The organism is Shewanella sp. Koi 1, assembly GCF_052907445.1.
Window position 1 is genome coordinate 1856564 of sequence record NZ_JBREJM010000001.1, and the last position, 23004, is coordinate 1879567.

Annotated in this window: 19 protein-coding genes; 15 read left to right on the forward strand and 4 right to left on the reverse strand. The window is 48.1% G+C overall.

Annotated elements, in window-relative coordinates; genetic code table 11:
- Positions 1-285: 285 nt before the first annotated feature.
- Positions 286-1845 (reverse strand): SulP family inorganic anion transporter, encoded by a 1560-nt coding sequence (locus ACUZ8J_RS08165; RefSeq protein WP_446693550.1) that lies wholly within the window; start codon positions 1843-1845, stop codon positions 286-288.
- A gap of 144 nt (positions 1846-1989) precedes the next feature.
- Positions 1990-5277, reverse strand: a complete 3288-nt coding sequence (gene rne / locus ACUZ8J_RS08170) for a ribonuclease E (protein ID WP_446693551.1) — start codon at positions 5275-5277, stop codon at positions 1990-1992.
- 595 nt (positions 5278-5872) lie between these two features.
- On the opposite strand from rne, the gene rluC reads away from it, so the two are divergent.
- Positions 5873-6832, forward strand: coding sequence for a 23S rRNA pseudouridine(955/2504/2580) synthase RluC (gene rluC, locus ACUZ8J_RS08175; RefSeq protein ID WP_086902634.1), 960 nt, complete (start codon positions 5873-5875; stop codon positions 6830-6832).
- 112 nt (positions 6833-6944) lie between these two features.
- A complete protein-coding gene (locus ACUZ8J_RS08180) occupies positions 6945-7619 on the forward strand; it encodes an HAD-IA family hydrolase (RefSeq protein WP_446694919.1) in 675 nt (224 codons plus the stop codon).
- 163 nt (positions 7620-7782) lie between these two features.
- Here ACUZ8J_RS08180 and ACUZ8J_RS08185 read toward each other — a convergent pair whose 3' ends face one another.
- A complete protein-coding gene (locus tag ACUZ8J_RS08185) occupies positions 7783-8370 on the reverse strand; it encodes a Maf family protein (RefSeq protein ID WP_374918759.1) in 588 nt (195 codons plus the stop codon).
- A gap of 286 nt (positions 8371-8656) precedes the next feature.
- Between ACUZ8J_RS08185 and yceD the strand changes: the two genes are divergently transcribed.
- From yceD to ACUZ8J_RS08240, 11 genes are all read left to right on the forward strand, one after another.
- Positions 8657-9181: a 23S rRNA accumulation protein YceD gene (gene yceD, locus ACUZ8J_RS08190; protein WP_011623156.1), complete on the forward strand. Its 525-nt coding sequence runs from the start codon at positions 8657-8659 to the stop codon at positions 9179-9181.
- A 17-nt stretch (positions 9182-9198) separates the two neighbouring features.
- A complete protein-coding gene (gene rpmF / locus ACUZ8J_RS08195; protein ID WP_011072715.1) occupies positions 9199-9369 on the forward strand; it encodes a 50S ribosomal protein L32 in 171 nt (56 codons plus the stop codon).
- Between the two features lie 15 nt (positions 9370-9384).
- A complete protein-coding gene (plsX, locus tag ACUZ8J_RS08200) occupies positions 9385-10413 on the forward strand; it encodes a phosphate acyltransferase PlsX (protein WP_023267848.1) in 1029 nt (342 codons plus the stop codon).
- A gap of 9 nt (positions 10414-10422) precedes the next feature.
- Entirely contained in the window at positions 10423-11382 is a 960-nt protein-coding gene (locus ACUZ8J_RS08205; protein WP_055647216.1) for a beta-ketoacyl-ACP synthase III, read from the forward strand.
- A gap of 104 nt (positions 11383-11486) precedes the next feature.
- Positions 11487-12413, forward strand: a complete 927-nt coding sequence (gene fabD, locus ACUZ8J_RS08210; protein WP_037427248.1) for an ACP S-malonyltransferase — start codon at positions 11487-11489, stop codon at positions 12411-12413.
- Between the two features lie 9 nt (positions 12414-12422).
- Positions 12423-13169 carry a 3-oxoacyl-ACP reductase FabG gene (gene fabG, locus ACUZ8J_RS08215; protein WP_037427245.1) on the forward strand — a complete coding sequence of 249 codons (747 nt, stop codon included), beginning with the start codon at positions 12423-12425 and terminating at the stop codon, positions 13167-13169.
- 163 nt (positions 13170-13332) lie between these two features.
- A complete protein-coding gene (acpP, locus tag ACUZ8J_RS08220; RefSeq protein ID WP_006081231.1) occupies positions 13333-13566 on the forward strand; it encodes an acyl carrier protein in 234 nt (77 codons plus the stop codon).
- Positions 13567-13775: 209 nt separating this feature from the next.
- Positions 13776-15014, forward strand: coding sequence for a beta-ketoacyl-ACP synthase II (fabF, locus tag ACUZ8J_RS08225; protein ID WP_037427243.1), 1239 nt, complete (start codon positions 13776-13778; stop codon positions 15012-15014).
- A gap of 178 nt (positions 15015-15192) precedes the next feature.
- Entirely contained in the window at positions 15193-15561 is a 369-nt protein-coding gene (locus tag ACUZ8J_RS08230; protein ID WP_037419714.1) for a hypothetical protein, read from the forward strand.
- 116 nt (positions 15562-15677) lie between these two features.
- Positions 15678-16157, forward strand: coding sequence for an acyl-CoA thioesterase (locus ACUZ8J_RS08235; RefSeq protein ID WP_037419717.1), 480 nt, complete (start codon positions 15678-15680; stop codon positions 16155-16157).
- Positions 16158-16483: 326 nt separating this feature from the next.
- Positions 16484-17359, forward strand: a complete 876-nt coding sequence (locus ACUZ8J_RS08240) for an NAD(P)-dependent oxidoreductase (protein ID WP_055647217.1) — start codon at positions 16484-16486, stop codon at positions 17357-17359.
- Positions 17360-17455: 96 nt separating this feature from the next.
- Here the strand turns inward: ACUZ8J_RS08240 and ACUZ8J_RS08245 are convergent, their stop codons facing one another.
- Positions 17456-18304 carry a D-hexose-6-phosphate mutarotase gene (locus ACUZ8J_RS08245; protein WP_279768985.1) on the reverse strand — a complete coding sequence of 283 codons (849 nt, stop codon included), beginning with the start codon at positions 18302-18304 and terminating at the stop codon, positions 17456-17458.
- 227 nt (positions 18305-18531) lie between these two features.
- On the opposite strand from ACUZ8J_RS08245, the gene ACUZ8J_RS08250 reads away from it, so the two are divergent.
- Positions 18532-20322 carry an acyl-CoA dehydrogenase C-terminal domain-containing protein gene (locus tag ACUZ8J_RS08250; protein WP_446693552.1) on the forward strand — a complete coding sequence of 597 codons (1791 nt, stop codon included), beginning with the start codon at positions 18532-18534 and terminating at the stop codon, positions 20320-20322.
- 259 nt (positions 20323-20581) lie between these two features.
- Positions 20582-22810 (forward strand): TonB-dependent siderophore receptor, encoded by a 2229-nt coding sequence (locus ACUZ8J_RS08255; protein WP_446693553.1) that lies wholly within the window; start codon positions 20582-20584, stop codon positions 22808-22810.
- The last annotated feature ends 194 nt before the right edge of the window (positions 22811-23004 follow it).

Consider the following 23004-nt stretch of genomic DNA (forward strand, 5'->3'; position numbering starts at 1 on the left):
ATTCGATAGTTTTCTTGCTCATTGCTCATTGCTCATTGCTCATTGCTCATTGCTCATTGCTCATTGCTCATTGCTCATTGCTCATTGCTCATTGCTCATTGCTCATAGCTCATAGCTCGTTTTCTCTATTGTTATCTCCTATTTATCAAACCTAAGTTTGGGTGTGATGTTAAGTCATCAGGTGTTTATACACATCAAGTCTTGTTTTCAATATAAAAATAAACCCACGATCTTTTGTGACGTTATCCTTCAGACCGTGGGTTATGCAGTTTTATTAGGTGCTTTTTAAGAATCTAGCTTATCGTCCGCGACTTTATAGTGGGGATCGTCCAGCAAATTCACTTCAACCAGATCGCCCGCTTTGTGAAGTAAGGCCTTGCAGTCGGCACTTAAATGCACCAAATGCAGCTTTTTACCCAGCGTGACATAACGTTCGGCAAGGGTATCTATGGCTTCTAGCGCCGAGTGATCGGCTACACGTGAATGTTTAAAGTCGATGATAACATCTTGGGGATCCTGCGAGGCATCGAAGAGTTCGAGGAAACTGGCCACTGAGCCAAAAAAGAGTGGGCCGTTCAGCTCATAGACTTTCCAGCCAAGGCTATTTGAGGTTGCTTTTACACTGATGTGTTTGGCATGTTGCCATGCAAACACAAGCGCTGACACCACGACACCGACAAAGACGGCAAAGGCGAGATCGGTAAAGACGGTCACAGTGGTCACGAGCACAATGACAAAAGCATCATGTTTCGGCACTTTGCCCATAAACTTAAAGCTTGCCCATTCGAATGTGCCGAGCACCACGATAAACATCACCCCAACCAAGGCTGCTAGTGGAATAATTTCGATAAAGGATGCACCAAAGAGGATAAAAGTCAGTAAACCGATAGCCGCAGTTATACCAGATAATCTGCCGCGTCCACCTGAGTTAATGTTGATCATAGATTGACCAATCATGGCACAACCGCCCATGGCACCAAAAAAGCCGCTAGTGATGTTACCTACGCCTTGACCAATACATTCTTTATTGCTTCGTCCTCGGGTATTAGTCATCTCATCGATAACCGTTAATGTTAACAGGGATTCGATTAATCCGACGGCGGCTAAAATAAAGGAATAGGGCAGAATAATGTAGAGTGTCTCAAGGTTAAAAGGCACTTGTGGGATCGCAAAGCTTGGGAGTGAACCTGCGATGGTCGCATGCTCATCGCCACTCATGGTTTTAAGAAAATCCAACACATTTCGGGTGTCTAAGTCAAAACCGATCACGATGGCGGTCACGCTTAGAATCGCAACTAACGATGAGGGCACAGCTGTAGTCAGTTTGGGGAGAAAGTAAATAATCGCCATAGTCAGTGCGACTAGCCCTAGCATTAGCATCAAAGGTTCTTGGGGGAGCCAGACTAATTCCCCTGCGGCATTTTTGACTTTAAATTGCCCGAGCTGAGCCAAGAAAATCACAATGGCGAGGCCGTTCACAAAACCTATCATCACAGGATAGGGGACAATTCGGATAAACTTACCCAGTTTAAATATCCCTGCGCTGATTTGGATTAATCCAGCCAGTACCACAGCAGCAAATAAGTATTGCACGCCATGTTCAACCACGAGGGACACCATCACCACGGCCATTGCACCCGTTGCGCCAGAAATCATGCCTGGGCGTCCGCCTATTAATGCGGTAACTAATCCCATAATAAAGGCTGCATAGAGTCCGACCATAGGTTCGACGTTGGCGACGAAGGCGAAGGCTACGGCCTCAGGGATCAGCGCTAGGGCGACCGTCAGTCCCGAGAGAATATCGGCTTTGTGACTAGATGTTTTGTGGCGAAAGAGATCGAACATGAAACCTCTGTTAATCATTTGTGTTGGCAAAATAGCCGCGAATACTAACAAAAAAGCCGATTCAGCTAAACCTTAAATATGACTTAATTGGCTGAAAATAAAAAAGCCATGCAAGTGCATGGCTTTTTAACAACGACTTGGCGATTATGGACGAGCCATATCCGATTCGGCGCTATTGCTTTGCTTCAGCTTAGGGGCAGTGACTTCGGCTGAGGCGGTATTGTCATACTCGCGGCCTTTTGGCACTTCTACCTGTGTTCTGACTTCTACCGTCGGCTTGGTCATATCTGATGACACCATTGAACCAAAACGGCTAGCGGCTTTGGGTTTGCTCACCACGGTTTCAGCTGCAGGGGCTGCGACAGCTTGAGTCACAACGGGTTTCGCCTGTGGTTTAACGATTGGCGCAGGTTTTGCCATTGGAGCTGAGGCCACTGATTTCACGGCTTCTTTCACTTCGGCTTTTTCCACTTCGGGCGCTACTGCTTCAATTGCAACAGTTTCTGATTTCGCTTGAGCAACTGGAGTTTCAGCTGGGGTCACAATGGCTTCTGTAACCGCTTCTACAGTTTTAGCTGGCTCAACAGCAACTTCTTCAGCCTTAACGCTCGTCTCTGGCTTGTTGTTTACCGCAGTGTCAGCAGGCGCTTCTGTTACTGCAACTTCAGCTTTAATCTCAGCCACTTGCTCTGTAGCTACTACCTCAACAACTTCAGTCTCAACAGCTTTATTGGCGGTTGTTTCAGCAACTACAATGACATCTGCCGTTTCGACTACAGCTGCAGGAGAAGTCACTGTCGGTTCTGCGGCGACTTCAATTGCTTTTGCTTCTGTGGTCTCAGCTGCTTCTGCAGTTTGAGCGGTTGGCGCTGGGTAGTCTTGAGCATCACCGAGTGCATCGTTTGGTACGAATTGCGCAGGTGCAGAGACGCCTTGCTCATCTTCATCACGGCGACGACGTTGACCGGCCGCTCTTAAATGACGTGGGCTACGGCGACTACGACGTTGTCCATCGCGAGATTCGCGTTTCGCTTTATCATCTGCATCGGCACTGACTTCGGCGTTATCTGCATCGGTCTCTGCTTCGGTCTTCACTTCGATTACGTCAGCTGGGGCCTCAGCACGGTTTTCAACCACTGGCTTTTCAGCGCTAACTTCAGTGCTTGCTTCCACTTGGCTTGCTGCGTCAGTCGCTTCTGCTGTCTCATTGGCAACAGCAGCTTCTTTGCGTGGCTGGCGGCGTGAGCGCGGTGCTTTCGTCTCAGCTTGTGGCTCTGTTGCAACGTCAGTATTGGCAGCATTAACGGCGGCCACTTCGGCTAATACCACTTCTTCTTGAATTGGCGCTTCGGTCGTTTCATTGGCGTTATCGATGCGTACTTTACGACGCATGTTACGGCGCTGACGACGCTCACGGGCCACTTCTTGCTTTGGTGTGTCGTCTTGAGACTCAGCAACCACTTCTTTTGGTGCTTGATTACGACTCTTAGGCTCTGGTTTAGTGCGCTTTGCATTCTCATCTTTTTCACGAGCTGGGCGCTCTTGAGCCTGAGGTACATCAGCCGACTTCTTGGCATTGCGAGTGCGTGGCTCGCGGGTGCCTTCTTTCGCTTTGTCAGCATCTTGGTTATTGCGAGTGCGGCGAGTGTCATTACGACGATTACGACGGTTCGCATTGGCAGTTTGGCTGTCAGACTTTTTGGTTTCTGTGGTCTTTTCTGCCGCAGGCTTATCGCTTGAGCTGAAGAAGGCGCCAATGGCACTGAACAGTTTGCTGAAGAAACCTGGCTCGGTTGCTTCCACTTTGTTGGCAACAGGTGCAGCGGCTTGTTCGACTTTCTGCGGTGCGGTGAAGCCTTTTAGGGCTGGTGCTGGCGCAGCAGTGCGTTCCAGTTTACGGGGTTCGTATAACTTGGCTTCAGGCTGTTCGATGCGCTTGTAGCTGGATTCATCGATTTCATCGTCAGTGCGGTGACGAATAACGCGATAATCAGGAGTCATCATATGTGGATCTGGGATCACATAGACCTCTACATCATGGCGTTGCTCAGTGATACGAATCGCTTTGCGTTTTTCGTTCAGCAGGAAGGCCGCCACATCGACAGGCACGATGGCTTCGATTTGTGAGGTGTTTTCCTTGATGGCTTCTTCTTCCATCAAACGAAGAATCGACAGCGCTAAAGATTCGGTACTACGAATCGTGCCTTGGCCATGACAGCGAGGGCAGATATGTGCAGCCGATTCTTCTAAGGATGGACGCAGACGTTGACGCGACATTTCCATCAGACCGAAGCGAGAAATGCGGCCCAATTGTACGCGGGCACGGTCGTGGTGCACTGCATCACGCAGGCGGTTTTCAACTTCACGTTGATGGCGCACTGGCGTCATATCAATAAAGTCGATCACGACCAGACCACCTAAGTCACGCAGACGTAATTGACGGGCAATCTCATCGGCGGCTTCAAGGTTGGTATTTAATGCGGTTTCTTCAATATCGCCGCCCTTCGTTGCGCGGGCAGAGTTGATATCGATTGAGGTTAATGCCTCAGTTGGGTCGATAACAATCGAGCCGCCCGATGGCAGACGCACTTCACGTTGGAACGCGGATTCAATTTGCGACTCGATTTGGAAGTGAGTAAATAATGGCACTTCGGCTTCGTAGAGTTTTACACGCTCAACGAAATCAGGGCGTACCAGTGCGATATGTTGCTTGGCTTCTTCGTAAATACGTGGGTGATCGATTAAAATCTCGCCCACATCACGGCGCAGATAATCACGAATTGCACGCACAATCACGTTACTTTCTTGGTGAATTAAGAAAGGTGCATTGCGGCTTTGTGCGGCTTCGGTAATGGCGGCCCAGTGGTGTTGTAGAACTTTCAAGTCCCACTTAAGTTCGGCTGATTCTTTGCCAACACCCGCGGTACGCACGATAAGCCCCATACCCGCTGGTACTTCTAAATCGGCCATGGCTTCTTTTAATTCGGTGCGCTCATCACCTTCGATACGGCGAGAAATACCGCCAGCACGAGGGTTGTTTGGCATCAGGACTAAGTAAGAACCCGCTAAGCTGATGAAGGTCGTCAGTGCAGCACCTTTGTTGCCGCGCTCTTCTTTGTCAATTTGAACAATAACTTCTTGTCCTTCACTGACCACTTCTTTGATATTTGGGCGGCCTTGGAAAGAATAACCTTTAGGGAAGTATTCTCTGGCTATTTCTTTTAGCGGTAAAAAGCCGTGGCGCTCGGCACCATAGTCAACGAAAGCGGCTTCTAAAGAGGGTTCTACGCGGGTGATTTTACCCTTGTAAATGTTGGATTTTTTTTGCTCGTGACCAGGACTTTCAATATCCAGATCGTACAGTTGTTGCCCGTCAACCAGGGCAACACGCAACTCTTCTGATTGAGTTGCATTGATTAACATACGTTTCATGATGACGTCATTCTTCTTTAAATGGAGGTCATCAAACAATCGCGTTTCGCTGCATTACGGGCCTAGCAGTAGGTCAACGAAGCCTCACGGCTGGTGGCTAGGCAAGGTGCGCATTACTGTTAGACGCAGTCGCTGCGTGTCGCATCCTATTTATGGCTTATTTTTTAATGATTACAAAAACAAGGAATTCGTTGTAAAACATCAACCAACCCCATAAATTCTTTAATTTCGTTCCGGTAATGCCCAAGTCGAATCGGTTTGTCTGACGACAAGTTAAAATATATTTCGAAATCGGTGAGAAAAACTTTAGATAAACCTAGTCAAAGTAAGGTTAGATTCTCGATTTAATCGTAAAAAACGCATTTGTGGTATTTTTACTCAGTATACGATTTGCAAATCAATGAGTTGCTATCAAGAAAATCTTTTTTAATCTATAAAGCTTTTCACTTGGGACTGGGACCTTGTGAACACTTTATTCACGGCTTATCCCTAATCGCTGGTGAAATATAGCAATAATCAAAAAATTCAGCAATGGAAAGGCACAATTCTTCTTAAGTGTTGTACAATGGCCGCCGTTTTAAGCAGATGGCACATCATGAATACAGAATCTCCACAGCTACAGGTGCAGTTGATCACGATTGACGAAGACCACCTCGACCAACGAATCGACAATTTTTTAATCACAGTGCTCAAGGGCGTTCCTAAGAGCATGATTTACCGTATCGTTCGTAAGGGCGAGGTACGGGTGAATAAAAAACGCATTAAGCCCGAGTACAAATTGCAAATCGGTGATGTGGTTCGCGTACCGCCGGTCAGAATGGCTGAGCAGGATAATCGTACCGCGCCTTCCGCAAACTTGAGTAGAGTGTCACAGCTTGAAGACCGTATTTTGCATGAAGACAATCATCTGATTGTTTTGAATAAACCTGCGGGCATTGCGGTCCATGGTGGCAGTGGCGTCGATTATGGTGTGATTGAAGCATTGCGTTCCTTGCGTCCACAACAAAAGTTTTTAGAACTGGTTCACCGTCTCGATAAAGACACCTCGGGCGTGTTGTTGGTGGCCAAAAAACGCAGCGCCCTTAAACATATGCACGATCAGTTGCGTTATAAAAAGATGCAGAAAGATTACTTGGCATTAGTCAAAGGTGAGTGGTCGGCGCAGGATAAAGTGGTTAAACAGCCGCTATTAAAATTAACGCTTAAGTCGGGCGAGCGTATCGTTCGAGTCAATGCCGAAGGCAAACCCTCGGAAACGCGCTTTAAAATTGTACAGCGTTATCAAGGTTGTACTCTGGTGCAGGCGAGTCCTGTGACAGGACGTACCCACCAGATTCGGGTGCATTGCCAATATATGGGGCATCCTATCGCCTGTGATGAGAAATACAGCGAGCAGGCGTTTGATGACAGTATGCGCGCACTCGGTCTGACCCGACTGTTTTTACATGCGGCAGAGTTAATGTTTATTCATCCTGAAAATGATGAGGTGATGCGAGTCTCAGCGCCGCTCGATGATAATTTGCAGCAACTGCTCGGCAAGTTAAAGCGCGCTTAGCGTTTTTTCTGCGCCTATTACCTTCGGATAACCTGAGAACGTGAAAGTGTCAGTGAGTCATTCAAGCCAACGAAAATACGATTTAGTGATTTTTGATTGGGATGGCACGTTAATGGATTCTATCGGCAAAATCATTGTTTGCATTGAGAATATGGCAAGGGCGCTGGCGTTGCCAGTGCCTGCTGAGGCGGATATTCGCAATGTGATTGGCTTGTCGATGACGCAGGCGTTACAGGTGTTATTTCCAGAAGGTTTGACTTCAGTGCCGCCGCGTAACGGATCTGCAAGCAGCGCAGCACAAGCGGGGGCAACTCAAGCACTTGTTGGCACTGATGATTGCTATATAAAGATGCGCGCCGAGTTTAAGACGCAGTATTTGCACCTTGATACCACGCCAACGCCGATTTTTAACCAAGCTCCCCAATTACTCGAATCATTATCAACAGCAGGATATCAACTTGCTGTCGCAACGGGTAAGGCGAGAGCAGGCTTAGTGCGCGTGTGGGAGCAATCCGGCTTAGGTCACTATTTTATTGCTTCGCGCTGCGCCGATGAGGCGCAGAGTAAACCTCACCCAGAAATGATCTTAAGTTTGCTGCAGGAGCTTGGTGTTCAGCCTGAACGAGCATTGATGGTCGGAGACTCTTTGTTGGATTTAACCATGGCGGCGAATGCGGGTATCGACGGTGTGGGTGTCACTTACGGCGCCCATAGTAAAGAAATGCTCCAGCAAGCTAATCCCATCGCTTTAATCGATTCCCCTGAAAAACTCTTGCTGCATTTATAGTGATTGACTCATCTGCGCCGATTAATGACGAATGCTGAGCTGAATCGCTAAAAACCTAAGTGCTTGTTGAGTTATCTAGGCAAGCGATTATGGATAACAGTGCCATCTCGCTTGCCCATCTCGATCCGCACTTACGTCATGCCACCTTAATAACCACTTCACGCTAGCCGGCTAAGACATCGATTCCATAATTGAGCAGCATTTCAGTTAACAGTATCAAGGGCAGCCCAATCAGGGTGTTAGGATCTCGGCCCTCTAAGCGAGTAAACAAGGCAATCCCTAAACCTTCACTCTTAAAGCTGCCCGCACAATAAAAAGGTTGCTCTTTATCGACATAAGCGGCGATTTGCGCGGCCGTCAGCTGACGAAAATGCACGGTGAAAGGTTCGACCTGAGCAGTCACTTCTCCAGTCTTAGCATGGTAGAGCGCAAGACCGGTATAAAAGGTGATAGCTTTGCTAGAGGCTTGGCTGAGCTGCTTAATCGCATTGTCTCGATTTAATGGCTTACCAATAATCTTGCCGTCAATCACGGCGACCTGATCTGAGCCTATAATTAATCCATGTGGAAAATGGCTTGCACCTGCCTTGGCCTTAGCTTTGGCGAGTCGTAAGACTAAGTCTTGAGCGGACTCATTTGCCATGGGGCTTTCATCGATATCCGGATTGCAAGTCTCAAAGGCTAAGCCTAACTTTTGCAATAGTGCTTGCCGGTAAACAGAGGTAGAAGCGAGGATTAACTGGGGCGTCATCGGTAAAAATCCATAAGAAAACCTGACTCATTGTCGCTAATCGTCACGCTTGAATGCAAGCGAGTGGTGGCTGATAGAATGACTTTAGGGCGGTAATCGGGGATTCTTACGATGAGTGCGGCTATTTTAGACGGCTTACGCTTGTGCGCCGCCCCGTGCTTGGGTAAAATTTCGCTTCCGTTAATTTCAATGTTGGGGCTAGAGAATCACTTAAGTCGCAAACTGGGACTTAAGTTAGAAATTTTTCTTTGACTCTAGCGTTTTCAAACTATAATATGCGCGCCTTATGCAAACAGTAAAGATACCGGTTTCAATTGATCCTATTCGCGCCGCCTCGAGCCGTTCTACCTATGAGGGGATAGTGCCAGGGCAGCAATTGAAAAGATTAAATGAGTTATGTGCCGGCGACTGTTCCGATGTGGCAGTGTCGATTGAATGTGGCGTAGATTTGCAGGGGATAGTCTACCTGAAAGGGAAGGCTGTGACGGAGCTCACTCTGGTTTGTCAACGTTGCATGACGCTATTTACCACTGAGGTTACGGTCGAGTTTTGCTTCGGTCCATGCCGGACTAAGGCAGAAATCGATGAGCTCCCGGATGCGTATGACCCAATTGAGTGCAATGAGATTGGCGAAGTACGTCTGCATCAATTGATCGAAGATGAATTGATAGTCGCTATGCCTATCATCCCGATGCATGAAGAAACTGATTGCAACATCGGGTCAATGGACATAGTTGTAGGCGAGATCGAACCCGCTCAAGAGGAGCGTCCAAATCCGTTTGCAGTGTTAGAAAAACTGAAGAGCAAGTAATCTAGGAGACAGGGCCAATGGCTGTACAACAGAATAAAAAATCTCGTTCTAAGCGCGGTATGCGCCGTTCACATGACGCACTGAGCACTGCTCAGCTGTCTGTTGACGCTACCAGCGGTGAAGTCCATATGCGTCACAATGTGACTGCTGATGGTTTCTATCGCGGTAAAAAGGTAATCAACAAGTAATTTGTTGGTTTCCTAATGACGAGTCTGACGCTCGCGTTAGATGCGATGGGTGGCGATCATGGCCCCCACGTCACGGTGCCTGCAGCCTTGCGGGCACTAAAATCTCACTCTTCTCTTAAAATCATTTTAGTCGGCGATAAGACTGAAATTGATGTCTATCTGCGTCAAGCAGAACAACCGTTACTCTCACGTATTGAAGTCATTCACACCGATGAAGTGGTGAGCATGTCCGATAGACCCGTGCACGCTTTGCGTACCCGCAAGAATAGTTCGATGCGCTTGTCGATTGAACTGGTGCGTGACGGACGAGCGGCGGCGTGTGTGAGTGCGGGCAATACTGGTGCCTTGATGGCCATGGCCAAGGTGTTATTAAAAACCTTGCCCGGCGTAGACAGACCCGCGTTGGTCAGTTGTTTACCCTCGGTCACGCAAAAGCCGGTTTATTTATTGGACTTAGGTGCCAATATCTCCTGCGATTCAGAAACGCTTTTCCAATTTGCCGTGATGGGCTCTGTGCTGTGTGAGGCAGTGGATAAAAAATCCCGCCCTAAAGTTGCACTCCTTAATGTGGGCACAGAAGAAATCAAAGGCAACGATCAGGTTCAACAAGCGGCGCAAATACTGCAAAACACCGATCAGATTAATTACACCGGTTTTATTGAAGGTGATGAAATCTACTCGGGCAATGTGGATGTGATCGTTTGTGACGGTTTTGTGGGTAACATCACGCTCAAAACCTCTGAAGGCATTGCCAAGTTATTGGTTCATCAGTTAAAACGTGGACTAACCCAAGGTTTCTTCGTGCGTTTTTTGGCAAAACTCATCGCCCCCCGCATTCAGGCGGTTCTCAGCCAGATGAACCCCGACCACTATAATGGTGCAAGTCTGATAGGATTGCGCGGCATAGTTGTAAAGAGCCATGGAAATGCGGATGAAACTGCCTATTTACAAGCAATTAGTTTGGCAGTGACTGAAGCGCAACGTCGACTCCCCGAAATGATAAAAGATCGTTTGGAGTCGATTCTTTTAGATATAAATAACTGATTCCTCCTTATGCATACAAAAATTCTCGGAACTGGTAGTTACCTACCGGTGCAGGTGCGTAGTAATCAAGATTTGGAAAAAATGGTGGAAACCAGTGACCAATGGATTGTTGAACGCACTGGTATTTCAGAGCGCCGCATTGCAGCGCAAGACGAAACTGTCTCAACGATGGGCTATCAGGCGGCATTAAATGCGTTAGAGATGGCCGGTATTGAGGCATCAGATTTAGATATGATCATTTGCGGTACAACCAGTGCGGCAAATGCATTCCCTGCCGCGGCCTGCGAAATCCAAGCCATGCTCGGTGTGCACACCATTCCAGCCTTCGATATCGCGGCGGCTTGTTCAGGCTTTGTGTATGCCTTATCGGTTGCGGACCAATTCGTTAAAAACGGTACCGCGAAAAAAGTCCTCGTGATTGGCGCTGATGTATTATCCCGTCTGTGTGAGCCGGAAGATCGTACCACCATTATTCTGTTTGGGGATGGTGCGGGGGCGGCGGTTATCGGTGCTTCCGATGAGCCCGGGATTATTTCAACCCATATTTATGCCGATGGTCGTCAAGGCGATTTGCTTAAGTGCGCTTTCCCACCACGTCAGGGGGAAACCTCTGAAGCGGTTGGTTTTATGACGATGAAAGGCAATGACGTCTTTAAAGTGGCGGTGACTCAGTTATCCCATGTCGTGACTGAAACCTTGCGCCTGAATAATATCGATAAGTCGGAAATCGACTGGTTGGTGCCGCATCAGGCTAACTTCCGCATTATTAATGCCACGGCGAAAAAGCTAGACATGAGCTTAGATAAAGTGGTGTTAACCCTTGCTAAGCATGGTAATACCTCGGCGGCTTCGGTACCTATTGCTCTGGATGAAGCTGTGCGTGATGGTCGGATCCAACGTGGTCAGCTCTTGCTGCTCGAAGCCTTTGGCGCTGGTTTTGCGTGGGGCAGTGCGCTCGTCCGTTTTTAACCGTATCTGTATACGAATAAATTCCTGCTCATCGTTATCTTGGTTAGCTGTCCAAGATAACGGTTTAGTGTTCAATAAATTAAGTTCGCCATAGGTAATTTGATATGGAAAATGTAGCTTTTGTATTCCCAGGCCAAGGTTCACAGGCCCTTGGCATGTTAGCCGAGCTGGCTGCTGTACAGCCGATCGTGGGACAAACCTTTGTCGAAGCGAGTGAGGTGTTAGGGTATGATTTGTGGGCATTAGTGCAAGACGGCCCCGTTGAAACCTTAAATGAAACCGATAAAACTCAGCCTGCTTTATTAGCGGCAAGTGTGGCGATTTGGCGTGCCTATGTTGCCTCTGGTAAAGCTATGCCTGCGATGTTAGCGGGTCACAGCCTAGGCGAATATTCTGCATTAGTTTGTGCTGGTGTGATCGACTTTAAAGATGCGATCAAACTTGTTGAACTACGTGGTCAATTGATGCAGCAAGCCGTACCCGCCGGTACTGGCGCTATGTACGCGATTATCGGTTTAGATAATGACGGTATTGCTAATGCGTGTATTGAAGCCGCTCAAGGCGAAGTGGTAAGCCCAGTTAACTTCAACAGCCCTGGCCAAGTGGTTATCGCCGGTCAAAAAGATGCGGTTGAACGCGCTGCTGCGGCCTGTAAAGCGGCGGGCGCCAAAATGGCGGTAGCCTTGCCTGTCAGCGTGCCATCACACTGCGCATTAATGAAACCTGCTGCTGATAAATTAGCTCTTGCGTTAAACGATGTGCAGTTTAATGCGCCGAGCATTACCGTTATTAATAACGTAGATGTGGCATCACCCACTGCGGTTGCCGACATTAAAGATGCGCTGGTGCGTCAACTGTATTGCCCTGTACGCTGGAGCGAAACTGTTGAATTAATGGCCGAAAAAGGCATTACCCAGTTAGTTGAGTGCGGTCCTGGTAAAGTATTGACAGGTCTTGCGAAACGCATTAATAAATCTCTTTCTGCCCAAGCAGTTAATGACGTTGCATCCCTTGCCGCGTTAACTGAATAAGGAGTTTGTATGAGTATCAATCTGAGTTTAGCGGGCAAAGTTGCCTTAGTGACAGGCGCGAGTCGTGGTATTGGCCGTGCGATTGCCGAAACCTTAGTCGAAGCCGGTGCGATTGTGGTTGGAACTGCCACAAGTGAGAAGGGCGCCGAAGCAATTCAAGAATATCTGGGTGACAAAGGTTTTGGTTTAGTGCTTAATGTTACCGATAGTCAATCCGTCACCGATTTATTCGATTCGATCAAAGAAAAAGCGGGTGATGTTGATATTCTAGTCAACAACGCGGGTATCACCCGTGATAATTTGCTGATGCGAATGAAAGATGATGAATGGAACGATATCATCGATACCAACCTGACATCATTGTTCAGACTATCAAAACCTGTGATGCGTACCATGATGAAAAAGCGTTTCGGCCGGATCATCAATATCGGTTCAGTGGTAGGCACTATGGGCAATGCAGGTCAAGTTAACTACTCGGCAGCAAAAGCTGGTTTGATCGGATTTACAAAATCTCTTGCAAGAGAGGTTGCATCTCGTCAAATTACAGTTAATGCTATCGCTCCTGGATTTATCCAGACCGATATGACTGATGAGCTGACCGAAGATCAGCAAAAAGCTATCATGTCTCAGGTTCCGATGGAACGATTAGGGCAAGCGCAAGAAATTGCCAATGCCGTACTCTTCTTGGCGTCGGACTCTGCCGCTTATATCACAGGCGAGACTTTGCATGTGAATGGCGGAATGTACATGGTTTAAGGGCGGATGGCAGGGATACTGTCGCAACTGAGTAGTGATCTGTATCAATTGGTCGCTAAATTTCGTGGTTAGACCACGAAAACTAAGCTTGCATTGTCAGCCAAATCTAATAAACTACTCGCAATCTTACGCAAGTGCGTAATTTGAATAGGAAAGAAAACTAATGAGCAACATCGAAGAACGTGTAAAGAAAATCATTGTAGAGCAACTGGGCGTTAAAGAAGAAGACGTTAAACCAGCGGCATCTTTCGTTGACGATCTGGGTGCAGATTCTCTGGACACTGTTGAGTTGGTTATGGCTCTGGAAGAAGAGTTTGATACCGAGATCCCTGATGAAGAAGCTGAAAAGATCACTACTGTTCAAGCAGCGATCGATTACGTTTCTAAGAATCAGTAATTCTGAATTCTAGAGAACAGGCGGCAAATATGCCGCCTGTTTTTGTTTTATCCCCGCCTAATTCTGCAATAGTGCCATTCAATCGTCTCTGGAAGCTGTGTTGAATTTATCCATGAGATGCTCGCCGCAGATTGGCGAAGACATTTTAATGATAGAACTGCATTTGTCTGTCATAACTTAATCTATTTAGCATTCAAAAGGTGACTGCCGTGTCTAAACGTCGTGTAGTGGTAACCGGTTTAGGGTTAGTAACGCCCGTGGGCAATACTGTCGACACTACTTGGAAAGCCCTGCTTTCGGGTAAGAGTGGGATTGCGCCCATAACCAAATTTGATGCCAGCGAATTTACCACTCGTTTCAGTGGTTCTGTAAAAGATTTCGATGTTGAGCAGTACTTAACTAAAAAAGACGCCCGCAAAATGGACCTCTTTATTCAGTATGGTATGGCTGCGGGCATCCAAGCTATCCAAGACTCAGGTCTGGATATGAGCAAAGAAAACCCTGGCCGTGTGGGTACCGCAATCGGTGCTGGCATGGGCGGTATGTGGTTGATTGAACAAAACCACAGCGCGCTATTAAGTGGTGGCCCTCGTAAAATTTCGCCTTTCTTCGTGCCAAGCACCATTATCAATATGATTGCCGGCCATTTATCGATTATGTACGGTATGACGGGCCCTAACTTTGCCGTCACTACCGCCTGTACTACCGGTGTGCATAATATCGGTTTTGCGGCGCGCACTATTGCCTATGGCGATGCTGACGTAATGGTTGCCGGTGGCGCCGAAGATGTGACTTGTCCACTCGGTGTTGGTGGTTTTGGTGCGGCCAAAGCGCTGTCAACCCGTAACGATGACCCAACGGCGGCCAGTCGCCCATGGGATAAAGACCGTGATGGTTTTGTCATCGGTGATGGTGCGGGTGTGATGGTGATGGAAGAATACGAGCACGCGAAGGCGCGCGGTGCGACCATTTATGGTGAACTCGTCGGCTTTGGTATGAGTGGTGATGCGTTCCATATGACATCGCCTCCAAGTGATGGAGCGGGCGCTGCGGCCGCTATGGTCAATGCAGTGAATGATGCTAAGCTGCCATTTGAAAAAATTGGTTATATCAATGCGCACGGCACTTCAACGCCTGCGGGTGATAAAGCTGAAGCGGCAGCGGTGAAATCTGTGTTTGGCGATCATGCCTACAACCTGCTTGTAAGCTCGACTAAGTCTATGACGGGTCACTTGCTGGGCGCTGCGGGTGCGGTTGAAGCGATTTTCACTCTGCTTGCGCTGCGCGATCAAGCCGTACCACCGACCATCAACCTCGATAATCCAGATGAAGGCTGTGATTTAGACTTCGTGGCGCACACTGCCCGTGATGTAAAGTTAGAGTATGCTCTGTGTAACTCCTTCGGATTTGGTGGCACTAACGGTTCATTGCTGTTTAAGAAAGTCTAAACAGCGGTTAGCTCGATAAAAAATGCGCCTACTGGCGCATTTTTTTATGCTCGAATTGTGCCTAATATCACTTTCTAACCTGCTGATATCCAAATAGTTAACCTTTGTTCATCAAGCTTGTTTAATGCCCTTTGCCGCCGATAATGACAGGCATATTCTATTTAAAAGGAAATCTGTCATGTTAAACCCTCTGGTGATCCCGCTTGTGCCTATCGTTGGTGCCGTAACCGCAAATTTGACCGAATTAATTCGTGGTGAATCCAAAGCTTGGCATCCTAATATGGATATCGGCATGAAGACCTTCACCTTTGCGATTGCGGCATATGTGTTGGTGTGGTTCGCCTTATTGGTGACCGCCATCAGTGTCGGTGGCAGTAACCATATGTCATCGGGATTTGAAGTGATTGGGTTGTTTTTGGCTGGGTTGGGTGTTTACACTTATGGCAAGGGCACTCGCTTTGTTAGCAGTCAATTACAGCTGTGGTTGTATCGCCTGGCGTTGCCGGGATTATTACTCTCCTGTGGGCTAATAAGTTACTTTGGCTAAATCGGTTCTCTTCACTGGGACAATCGTAATTATCTTTACGCTATTGCGCATTTCTATCGTAAACTCAACTTATTGCAAAATCATTGAGCCACAGAGGCTGAATAAGTTGAGGTTATATGGCTGGTATCGATAGACAAATTACCCTGAGATTTTTGTCAGAACCCGCAGATGTGAATTTTGGTGGTAAGGTTCACGGTGGCGCTGTGATGAAATGGATTGACCTTGCGGCTTATGCCTGTGCTGCGGGCTGGAGTGGTAAATATTGTATTACCGCCTATGCGGGTGGAATTCGATTTGTTCAGCCTATCCTCGTGGGAAATATCGTCGAAGTCAGCGCTAAGGTGATTTATACCGGTAAGACCTCTATGCACATCGGTATTGATGTGCGGGCAGGGGATCCTAAGGTCTCTGAGCGTCATCTCACCACTCACTGTATTGTCATCATGGTTGCCGTGGATGAAAATGGTCAACCTACACCCGTGCCTGAATGGGTGCCGCAGACTGAGTATGATATTCATCTGCGTGATTCCGCACTGCGCTTAATGGAAATGCGCAAGAAAATTGGCGCCGAAATGGAAGCACACGTACAAAAGTGATTTGGGTTAGTTATAAAAACAAAGGCGCCTCTGTGCGCCTTTGTTGTTTCTGTCGAACACTGCGTTTGTTGCCAAGTGCATTTTTACTCTGACGCTCGCCTAATCGAGTGCTACACTGCCGCCACCGTTTTAGCTACAGATTGACCTTTTAAGTTGAAACACTTGCTCGCATTTTTTTAGTTTGGGTAGGGTCTTTCTCGGAGTAACATAAGCGCGCATCCTGTGTGTCGTTAATTTATTGTGTTAATTCAGTGAGGTTAAATGAACGCAGTGCAAATGTGTGGTGTAAAACGTTTCACCTTGTTTATCAATTAAAGGAGTTCCTCATGGCAAAAGTCGCATTTATTGGTTTAGGCGTAATGGGTTACCCCATGGCAAGACACTTACTCAACAAGGGCCATGAGGTTACTGTGTATAACCGCACTTTTGCCAAGGCACAAACCTGGGTCGAGAACTACGGTGGTCGCTGCTGCCCAACGCCTAAAGAGGCGGCAATCGGCCAAGATATTGTTTTTACCTGCGTAGGCAACGATAACGACTTGCGTGAAGTGGTATTAGGCAATGATGGCCTGATCCATGGTATGGCTCAAGGCACTGTATTGGTGGACCATACGACGGCTTCAGCCGATGTGGCCCGTGAATTACATAAAGTGCTGGCCGAAAAAGGCGTCGATTTTCTCGATGCGCCTGTATCTGGTGGCCAAGCTGGTGCCGAAAATGGCGTACTGACTGTGATGGTCGGGGGCGATCAAGCTGTGTTCGAGCGTGTTAAGCCCGTTATCGAAGCGTTTGCGCGCTGCGCAGAGCGTTTAGGTGAGGTTGGTGCAGGCCAGCTCACTAAGATGGTCAACCAAATTTGTATCGCAGGTGTGGTTCAAGGCCTTGCCGAAGCACTCCAATTTGCCCGTAAGGCTGGTCTTGACGGTGAAAAAGTGGTTGAGGTGATCAGTAAAGGCGCGGCGCAAAGTTGGCAGATGGAAAATCGCTACAAAACCATGTGGGGACAGAGCTATGATTTTGGTTTTGCCGTCGATTGGATGCGTAAGGATTTAGGCATTGCCCTAGAAGAAGCTCGCCGCAATGGCTCGCACTTACCCTTAACCGCGCTAGTGGATCAGTTTTACTCAGAAGTTCAAGCCATGGGTGGCAATCGTTGGGATACTTCTAGCTTGTTAGCGCGTTTTGAGAAAAACACTAAATAGGCGGTGATTGCCAAATAGATTGCCATCGTGAATTTGATGGCATAAAAAAGCCCAGTCATGCACTGGGCTTTTGCATTGATGGGGGATAAAGACGGATTAGTCTGCCCAGCGAATATGGGTGACTAAACTGTGACTCTCGCCAGGAGCCAGCGTTAATTTATCTTCAAGCACATTGGCGGCTTCAAGACACACCATGGTCTGATAATCATCGTGATTAAAGCGGGCAAGGCGAGTCGATTTTTCAATCCAAGGGTTCCACAGTACGGCCGAGTGGCTATTTTCGCGGCTCACTTCAATCACACCTTGGGGCGTATGTAAGTGTTGAACTGGACCTAGGTTGGTGTAAACGCGGTCGGTTTCGCGGTCAAATAGCACATCATCTGTCGTTTGCGGATAAGGCCCTTCGGCAAACTCAATATATTGAGCGCCACTAAAACCAGTGGCTTTAAGCTGGTGAATATCTTCAATCGGAAAATAGCTGTGTAGTGCTTGGGTGAGCGTAACGGGCACATCGCCAAGGTTAGTATTAACTAAGCTGATACTTAAGGTTTCACCTAAGGTAAAGAGCACGTTGACTTGGGTATGGTGCGGCCAAAAGACCTTGTCTTCTTCGCTGATCGTTAAACTGAAACGCAAATCCACCAGTTGATTCCGCATCTCAACCGACTCGAGTGTCCAAATACGGGTGCGGGCAAACCCATGTTGTGGAAAATTAGCTTGATTGCTCATGCCAAACCAAGGCCAGCAGACGGGTACACCGCCACGGATCCCATTACCGGGTTGATAGTCATCCGCCGAAGACACCCATAACAAGGGCGGCTTACCTACGGGTTGAAAATGGTCGATTTGCGCGCCCTGTAAAAAAATCCTTGCTTGGCATAACGCAGTGTTTACTTCGACATAATCGAGCCCGTTTGCGTGTTTTTTGGTGGTAACAGAACCCATAGTAACAATATCCTCAACCTGATGACGTATCAGCAATACAGACACTTAGCTTACAAACTTTTGCACTTGAGCATAAGCCTTTGTTGCGATCAATTTACGGTTTCGCTGTTCGATTGTGTAAACAAAAGTCACTGCACAGAGTCTCAGATGCTTCCTTTTTCAACAGATTTAGCTAAAGTGGTCAGAGCACTTAGTCCATTGCCATAAAACAAGAAAGGGAAGCGATTATGCCAGTCTATCAAGCACCACTACGTGACTATCAATTTATCCTCGATGAAATGTTGCATATTTATCAGCAAGATGCCCTAAAAGGCTTCGATGAAATCGACCCTGATCTGGTCGATGCCATCCTGCAAGGTATGGCGGATTTCAGTACTGAGGTGATGTTGCCGTTAAATAGCGTGGGGGATGTGCAGGGCTGCAAACTCGTGGATGGCAAAGTGGTTACCCCCGAAGGTTTTGCCGACGCCTATCAGCAGTTTGTCGACAATGGCTGGCCGACACTGACCTGCGATCCCGCCTACGGTGGTCAAGGACTGCCCGAAGTGGTCGGGATTTTTGCGACCGAGATGCAAACCTCGACCAACATGGCCTTTGCCATGTATCCCGGCCTTACCCATGGCGCCTATTCGGCCATTCATGCCCACGGCAGTGAGGCACTTAAACAGAAATATTTAGCCAAATTAGTGAGTGGTGAATGGACTGGCACCATGAACCTCACAGAATCCCATGCCGGAACCGATTTAGCGCTATTGCGCACTAAGGCCGTTCCCGCGGCGGACGGCTACTTTGCCATCACTGGGGAGAAAATTTTTATTTCCTCGGGTGACCATCAATTTACCGATAACATAGTGCATCTGGTACTCGCCCGTTTACCCGATGCGCCCGAAGGTGTGAAGGGGATTTCGCTGTTTGCCGTGCCTAAAGTGTTAGTGAACAGTGATGGCAGTTTAGGAGAGGCGAACAGCCTCTATGCTAGCGGCCTTGAGCACAAAATGGGGATCCACGGCAACTCAACCTGCGTGATGGTATTTGAGGGGGCACTCGGTGAGTTAGTCGGCGAACCCCACCAAGGGCTGCGCGCTATGTTTACCATGATGAACCAAGCACGCTTAGGTGTTGGGATGCAGGGGTTAGGCGTGTCCGAAATCGCCTATCAAAACGCCTTGGCCTACGCCAAGGACAGATTGCAGAGCCGCGCCATTAGTGGGGCTAAGGCGCCCGAAAAAGCCGCCGATCCGATTTTGGTTCACGGTGATGTGCGCCGAATGTTGTTATCGCAAAAAGCCTTTAACGAAGGTGCCCGTGCTCTCGTTGGCCAGCAGGCGCTGTGGCTCGATGAGGCTGAGCGCCATAGCGATCCTGCCAAGGCGAAAGTGGCTGCCCAGTTAGCGGCCTTATTTACCCCAGTGGTGAAAGGCTTTATCACTAATCGTGGCTTTAATGCCTGTGTGGATGCCCAGCAAGTGTTTGGCGGTCATGGCTATATCCACGAGTGGGGAATGGAGCAGTTTGTGCGTGATAGCCGCATCGCTTTGATTTATGAAGGCACGAATGGCATTCAGGCGCTCGATTTAGTTGGGCGTAAGCTGCTGAGCGATCGCGGCGCTGCCATGCAGCAATGGTCAGCGCTAGTGACTGAGTTTATTCAATCACAGGGCAAAGATCCGCAAATGCAGCCCTATGTAAGCGGGCTAATGGATTGCGCCACCGATTTACAAAAGGCGAGTGGTTATTTAGCGACCCATGCGGCGAGCAATCCCGACATTATCGGCGCGGCATCGATGGCGTATCTAGAGTTATTTGGCATAACCGCCCTCGCGTGGATGTGGGCTCGTATGGCTAAGATTGCCCTGACGGCACTCGAAAATGGCACGCAAGAGACCGACTTTTATCAAGCTAAACTGAAAACGGCGGACTTTTATATGGCGTATTGGGCCGTGCAAAGCCGCAGCCTGCGTAAACAGTTGGAGCAGGCGAGTGAGATGTTAACAACGCTCGATGAGGCTATTTTTTAAGTCTTTACATTCAAAGCGTTATAGCCAGTAAAACAGTAATAAGCCAGCAGAGTGATGCTGGCTTTTTGATGCTGGCGCTGACCTAGATAAGAATTGCGCTCCTGTATTGGAGTGACGCTCCCATCTTTACAATTGTTACAAAAACCCATCCATGTAAATTTAAATGAGAATTATTGTCACCTACGATTCAAACTTTATAATGACGCCAACTTAAGATGACAGGAGTAGACCACAGGTCTACTCGAGGTTGGGGGACTTTGTGAAATCTCGTTTTGCCTATTCAATACTAACGCTTGCCCTGATGCCGCATTTGGTTTTTGCGGCTGCGTCTAACGCTCAAGAGAGCAAACCCGAGCAAGAAAATGCTTCAGCGGCACAATCCGCTACCCAAGCAAGCACTCAAGCTTTAGCGCAAACCAGTGCTCAGACTGACACTAAAGCGCCCGAGCGGATTGTGGTACGTGGTCGCGCCATGCAAATGTACGTCGATAAAGAGACGGAAATTGGTACAAAAACGGCGGTTAATGTGATGGAGCTGCCGCAGTCGGTACAAGTGCTGACCGAGCAACTGATTGACGACCAAGCCGCTCGCAATATTACCGACTTATACCGCTCCATTGCGGGGGTGAGTGAATTTAGCTATTCCGGTGTGACCTTTCGTGGTTTTCGCGACGATGCCAACGTGTTTTACGACGGCGTACGTGGCGATCCGTATTCGGGCTTTTCGGTGCCACAACTGTTCAACGTGCAGCGGGTTGAAGTGTTAAAAGGCCCCGCATCGGCACTCTATGGCGGCGGTGAACCCGGCGGCATGATCAACTATGTCACTAAAAAGCCGACGTTTGTTGAGCGTAAAGAGCTCACCCTAAGCACAGGCAGTTACGACATGATGGGCGGCTCGCTGGATTTCACCGGTGGCTTAACTGAGGATTTAGCCTATCGTTTAGGGGGCTATTATCAGCAGGAAAATAGCTTTCGTAACAATGCCGATAGCATGAATGCCGAAGTGGCGGGTGGCTTACTGTATGAAATCAGTGACGATACTAAGCTCACCACCACATTCGATCTGATCAAACAGGATTTGGGCGGTAATCGACTCCGTGGTGTACCCGTGGATGATGCGGGGAATTTCCTGGTTGACCCATCCTACAATGCCAACGAGAAGAGCGACTTCCAAAAGATGGATGCTTTGGTGCTGCAAGCGATTCTCGATCATCAATTTACGGATGATTTTTCGGTGAAAACGCAGCTCCGTTATCTCACGAATGACTCCGATCAGCAGTACCACGAGTCCCGTGGTTGGGTCGATGTCAACGGTGACGGCAAAGCTAACAGCGCGGATGGCACGATCAAACGTGAATATCGGGTGCAAGCCCGTGCTAATGATGAAATCAGTTTAACCAATGATTTTGTTTATCGTTTTAATGCCTTAGGTTTTGAGCATGAGTTCCTGTTCGGCGGCGATTATCACTATGTTGAAACCGAGTACCATTACAAACTGGCGACGGATAAAACCGGCGTCGGTAACCTGAATATTTATGAGCTTAACTACGGTGAGACTGATCCTAGTACTTATCAGTTAAAAGACATGGATACTGACGGTACCCGTGCCAACCGCTTTGGCCTGTATCTGCAAGAGCATCTGCATTTTAACGAACAGTGGTCACTGATTGCAGGCCTGCGTTTCAGTCAGTTTGAAGATTACAACAAGAAGACCGGATTCTCCTTTAGCGATAATGCCATTACCCCAAGGGCGGGCCTGAATTATCGTCCACTCGAGTCTATGTCCTTTTACTTGAACTATTCAGAGAGCTTTAATCCCGCTTCATTGAGCGATCAGGAGCAGGAAGGGGGCGATGGCTATCTTGATCCTGAAACCGGTAATCAAATTGAGCTTGGGATGAAAAACGAGTGGTTGGATGGCCAGTTTATGACCACACTCGCGCTCTATCGTATTGAAAAACAAAACGTGGCTCAGGCGAACCCGCTCGATACCGGCAAGGATGATGGAATTCCTGACTTAGTGAATTTAGGCGAAGTGCGCAGTCAAGGCGTCGAATGGACGCTGGTGGGGGACTTAACCGATAACCTGACCATGACCGCTAACTATGCCTATAACGATACCGAAGTGATCAAAGGCGTGACCAACGACAGCCTGACCAACACCTTCGGTGACGGTAAACGTTTTGCCAATGCGCCGCGTCACCAAGCGGGCTTATGGACGCGCTATGATATTCAAGCGATTGATTCGGCCATCGCCTTTGGGATGGACTATGTGGGTGAGCAATTTAGCCTCAATGGTCAAACGGTAAAACCCCATACTGTGTTTGATATGAGCTGGACGACCCAGTGGGACCAAACCCAAGTGCGCGTAAATCTGAAGAATATCTTCGATAAGGAATATGCTGTCAGTGGATTTAGTGAGCGCAATGGCCATTTCCCTGGCGAGCCTCGCAATGTCACGCTTGAACTGAGCCATAAGTTCTAGTGGGATAGGCCTTGCAGATAACGAGCTAACTTGGGTTGGCTCTTTATCTTTTACTCGATATTTATTTGATGACTCGCTCATCTCTTTCTCATGTTTTTCTCATGCGAATGTGCTGCCAAGGATTTGTTTTATCCTGTGCGGCAGGCATGGTTAATCATTCACTCTCTCACCAGCACCCTTAATCATCCCGTGAT

What these genes read in the sequence shown, in the direction of transcription:
- fabG (WP_037427245.1), top strand. Translation starts at nt 12,423, where the DNA reads ATGAGTATCAATCTGAGTTTAGCGGGCAAAGTTGCCTTAGTGACAGGC.
- ACUZ8J_RS08240 (WP_055647217.1), top strand. Translation starts at nt 16,484, where the DNA reads ATGGCAAAAGTCGCATTTATTGGTTTAGGCGTAATGGGTTACCCCATG.
- ACUZ8J_RS08230 (WP_037419714.1), top strand. Translation starts at nt 15,193, where the DNA reads ATGTTAAACCCTCTGGTGATCCCGCTTGTGCCTATCGTTGGTGCCGTA.
- ACUZ8J_RS08205 (WP_055647216.1), top strand. Translation starts at nt 10,423, where the DNA reads ATGCATACAAAAATTCTCGGAACTGGTAGTTACCTACCGGTGCAGGTG.
- ACUZ8J_RS08250 (WP_446693552.1), top strand. Translation starts at nt 18,532, where the DNA reads ATGCCAGTCTATCAAGCACCACTACGTGACTATCAATTTATCCTCGAT.
- ACUZ8J_RS08235 (WP_037419717.1), top strand. Translation starts at nt 15,678, where the DNA reads ATGGCTGGTATCGATAGACAAATTACCCTGAGATTTTTGTCAGAACCC.
- ACUZ8J_RS08165 (WP_446693550.1), bottom strand. Translation starts at nt 1,845, where the DNA reads ATGTTCGATCTCTTTCGCCACAAAACATCTAGTCACAAAGCCGATATT.
- ACUZ8J_RS08180 (WP_446694919.1), top strand. Translation starts at nt 6,945, where the DNA reads ATGGATTCTATCGGCAAAATCATTGTTTGCATTGAGAATATGGCAAGG.
- ACUZ8J_RS08185 (WP_374918759.1), bottom strand. Translation starts at nt 8,370, where the DNA reads ATGACGCCCCAGTTAATCCTCGCTTCTACCTCTGTTTACCGGCAAGCA.
- ACUZ8J_RS08245 (WP_279768985.1), bottom strand. Translation starts at nt 18,304, where the DNA reads ATGGGTTCTGTTACCACCAAAAAACACGCAAACGGGCTCGATTATGTC.
- rpmF (WP_011072715.1), top strand. Translation starts at nt 9,199, where the DNA reads ATGGCTGTACAACAGAATAAAAAATCTCGTTCTAAGCGCGGTATGCGC.
- plsX (WP_023267848.1), top strand. Translation starts at nt 9,385, where the DNA reads ATGACGAGTCTGACGCTCGCGTTAGATGCGATGGGTGGCGATCATGGC.
- rluC (WP_086902634.1), top strand. Translation starts at nt 5,873, where the DNA reads ATGAATACAGAATCTCCACAGCTACAGGTGCAGTTGATCACGATTGAC.
- rne (WP_446693551.1), bottom strand. Translation starts at nt 5,277, where the DNA reads ATGAAACGTATGTTAATCAATGCAACTCAATCAGAAGAGTTGCGTGTT.
- yceD (WP_011623156.1), top strand. Translation starts at nt 8,657, where the DNA reads ATGCAAACAGTAAAGATACCGGTTTCAATTGATCCTATTCGCGCCGCC.
- fabD (WP_037427248.1), top strand. Translation starts at nt 11,487, where the DNA reads ATGGAAAATGTAGCTTTTGTATTCCCAGGCCAAGGTTCACAGGCCCTT.
- acpP (WP_006081231.1), top strand. Translation starts at nt 13,333, where the DNA reads ATGAGCAACATCGAAGAACGTGTAAAGAAAATCATTGTAGAGCAACTG.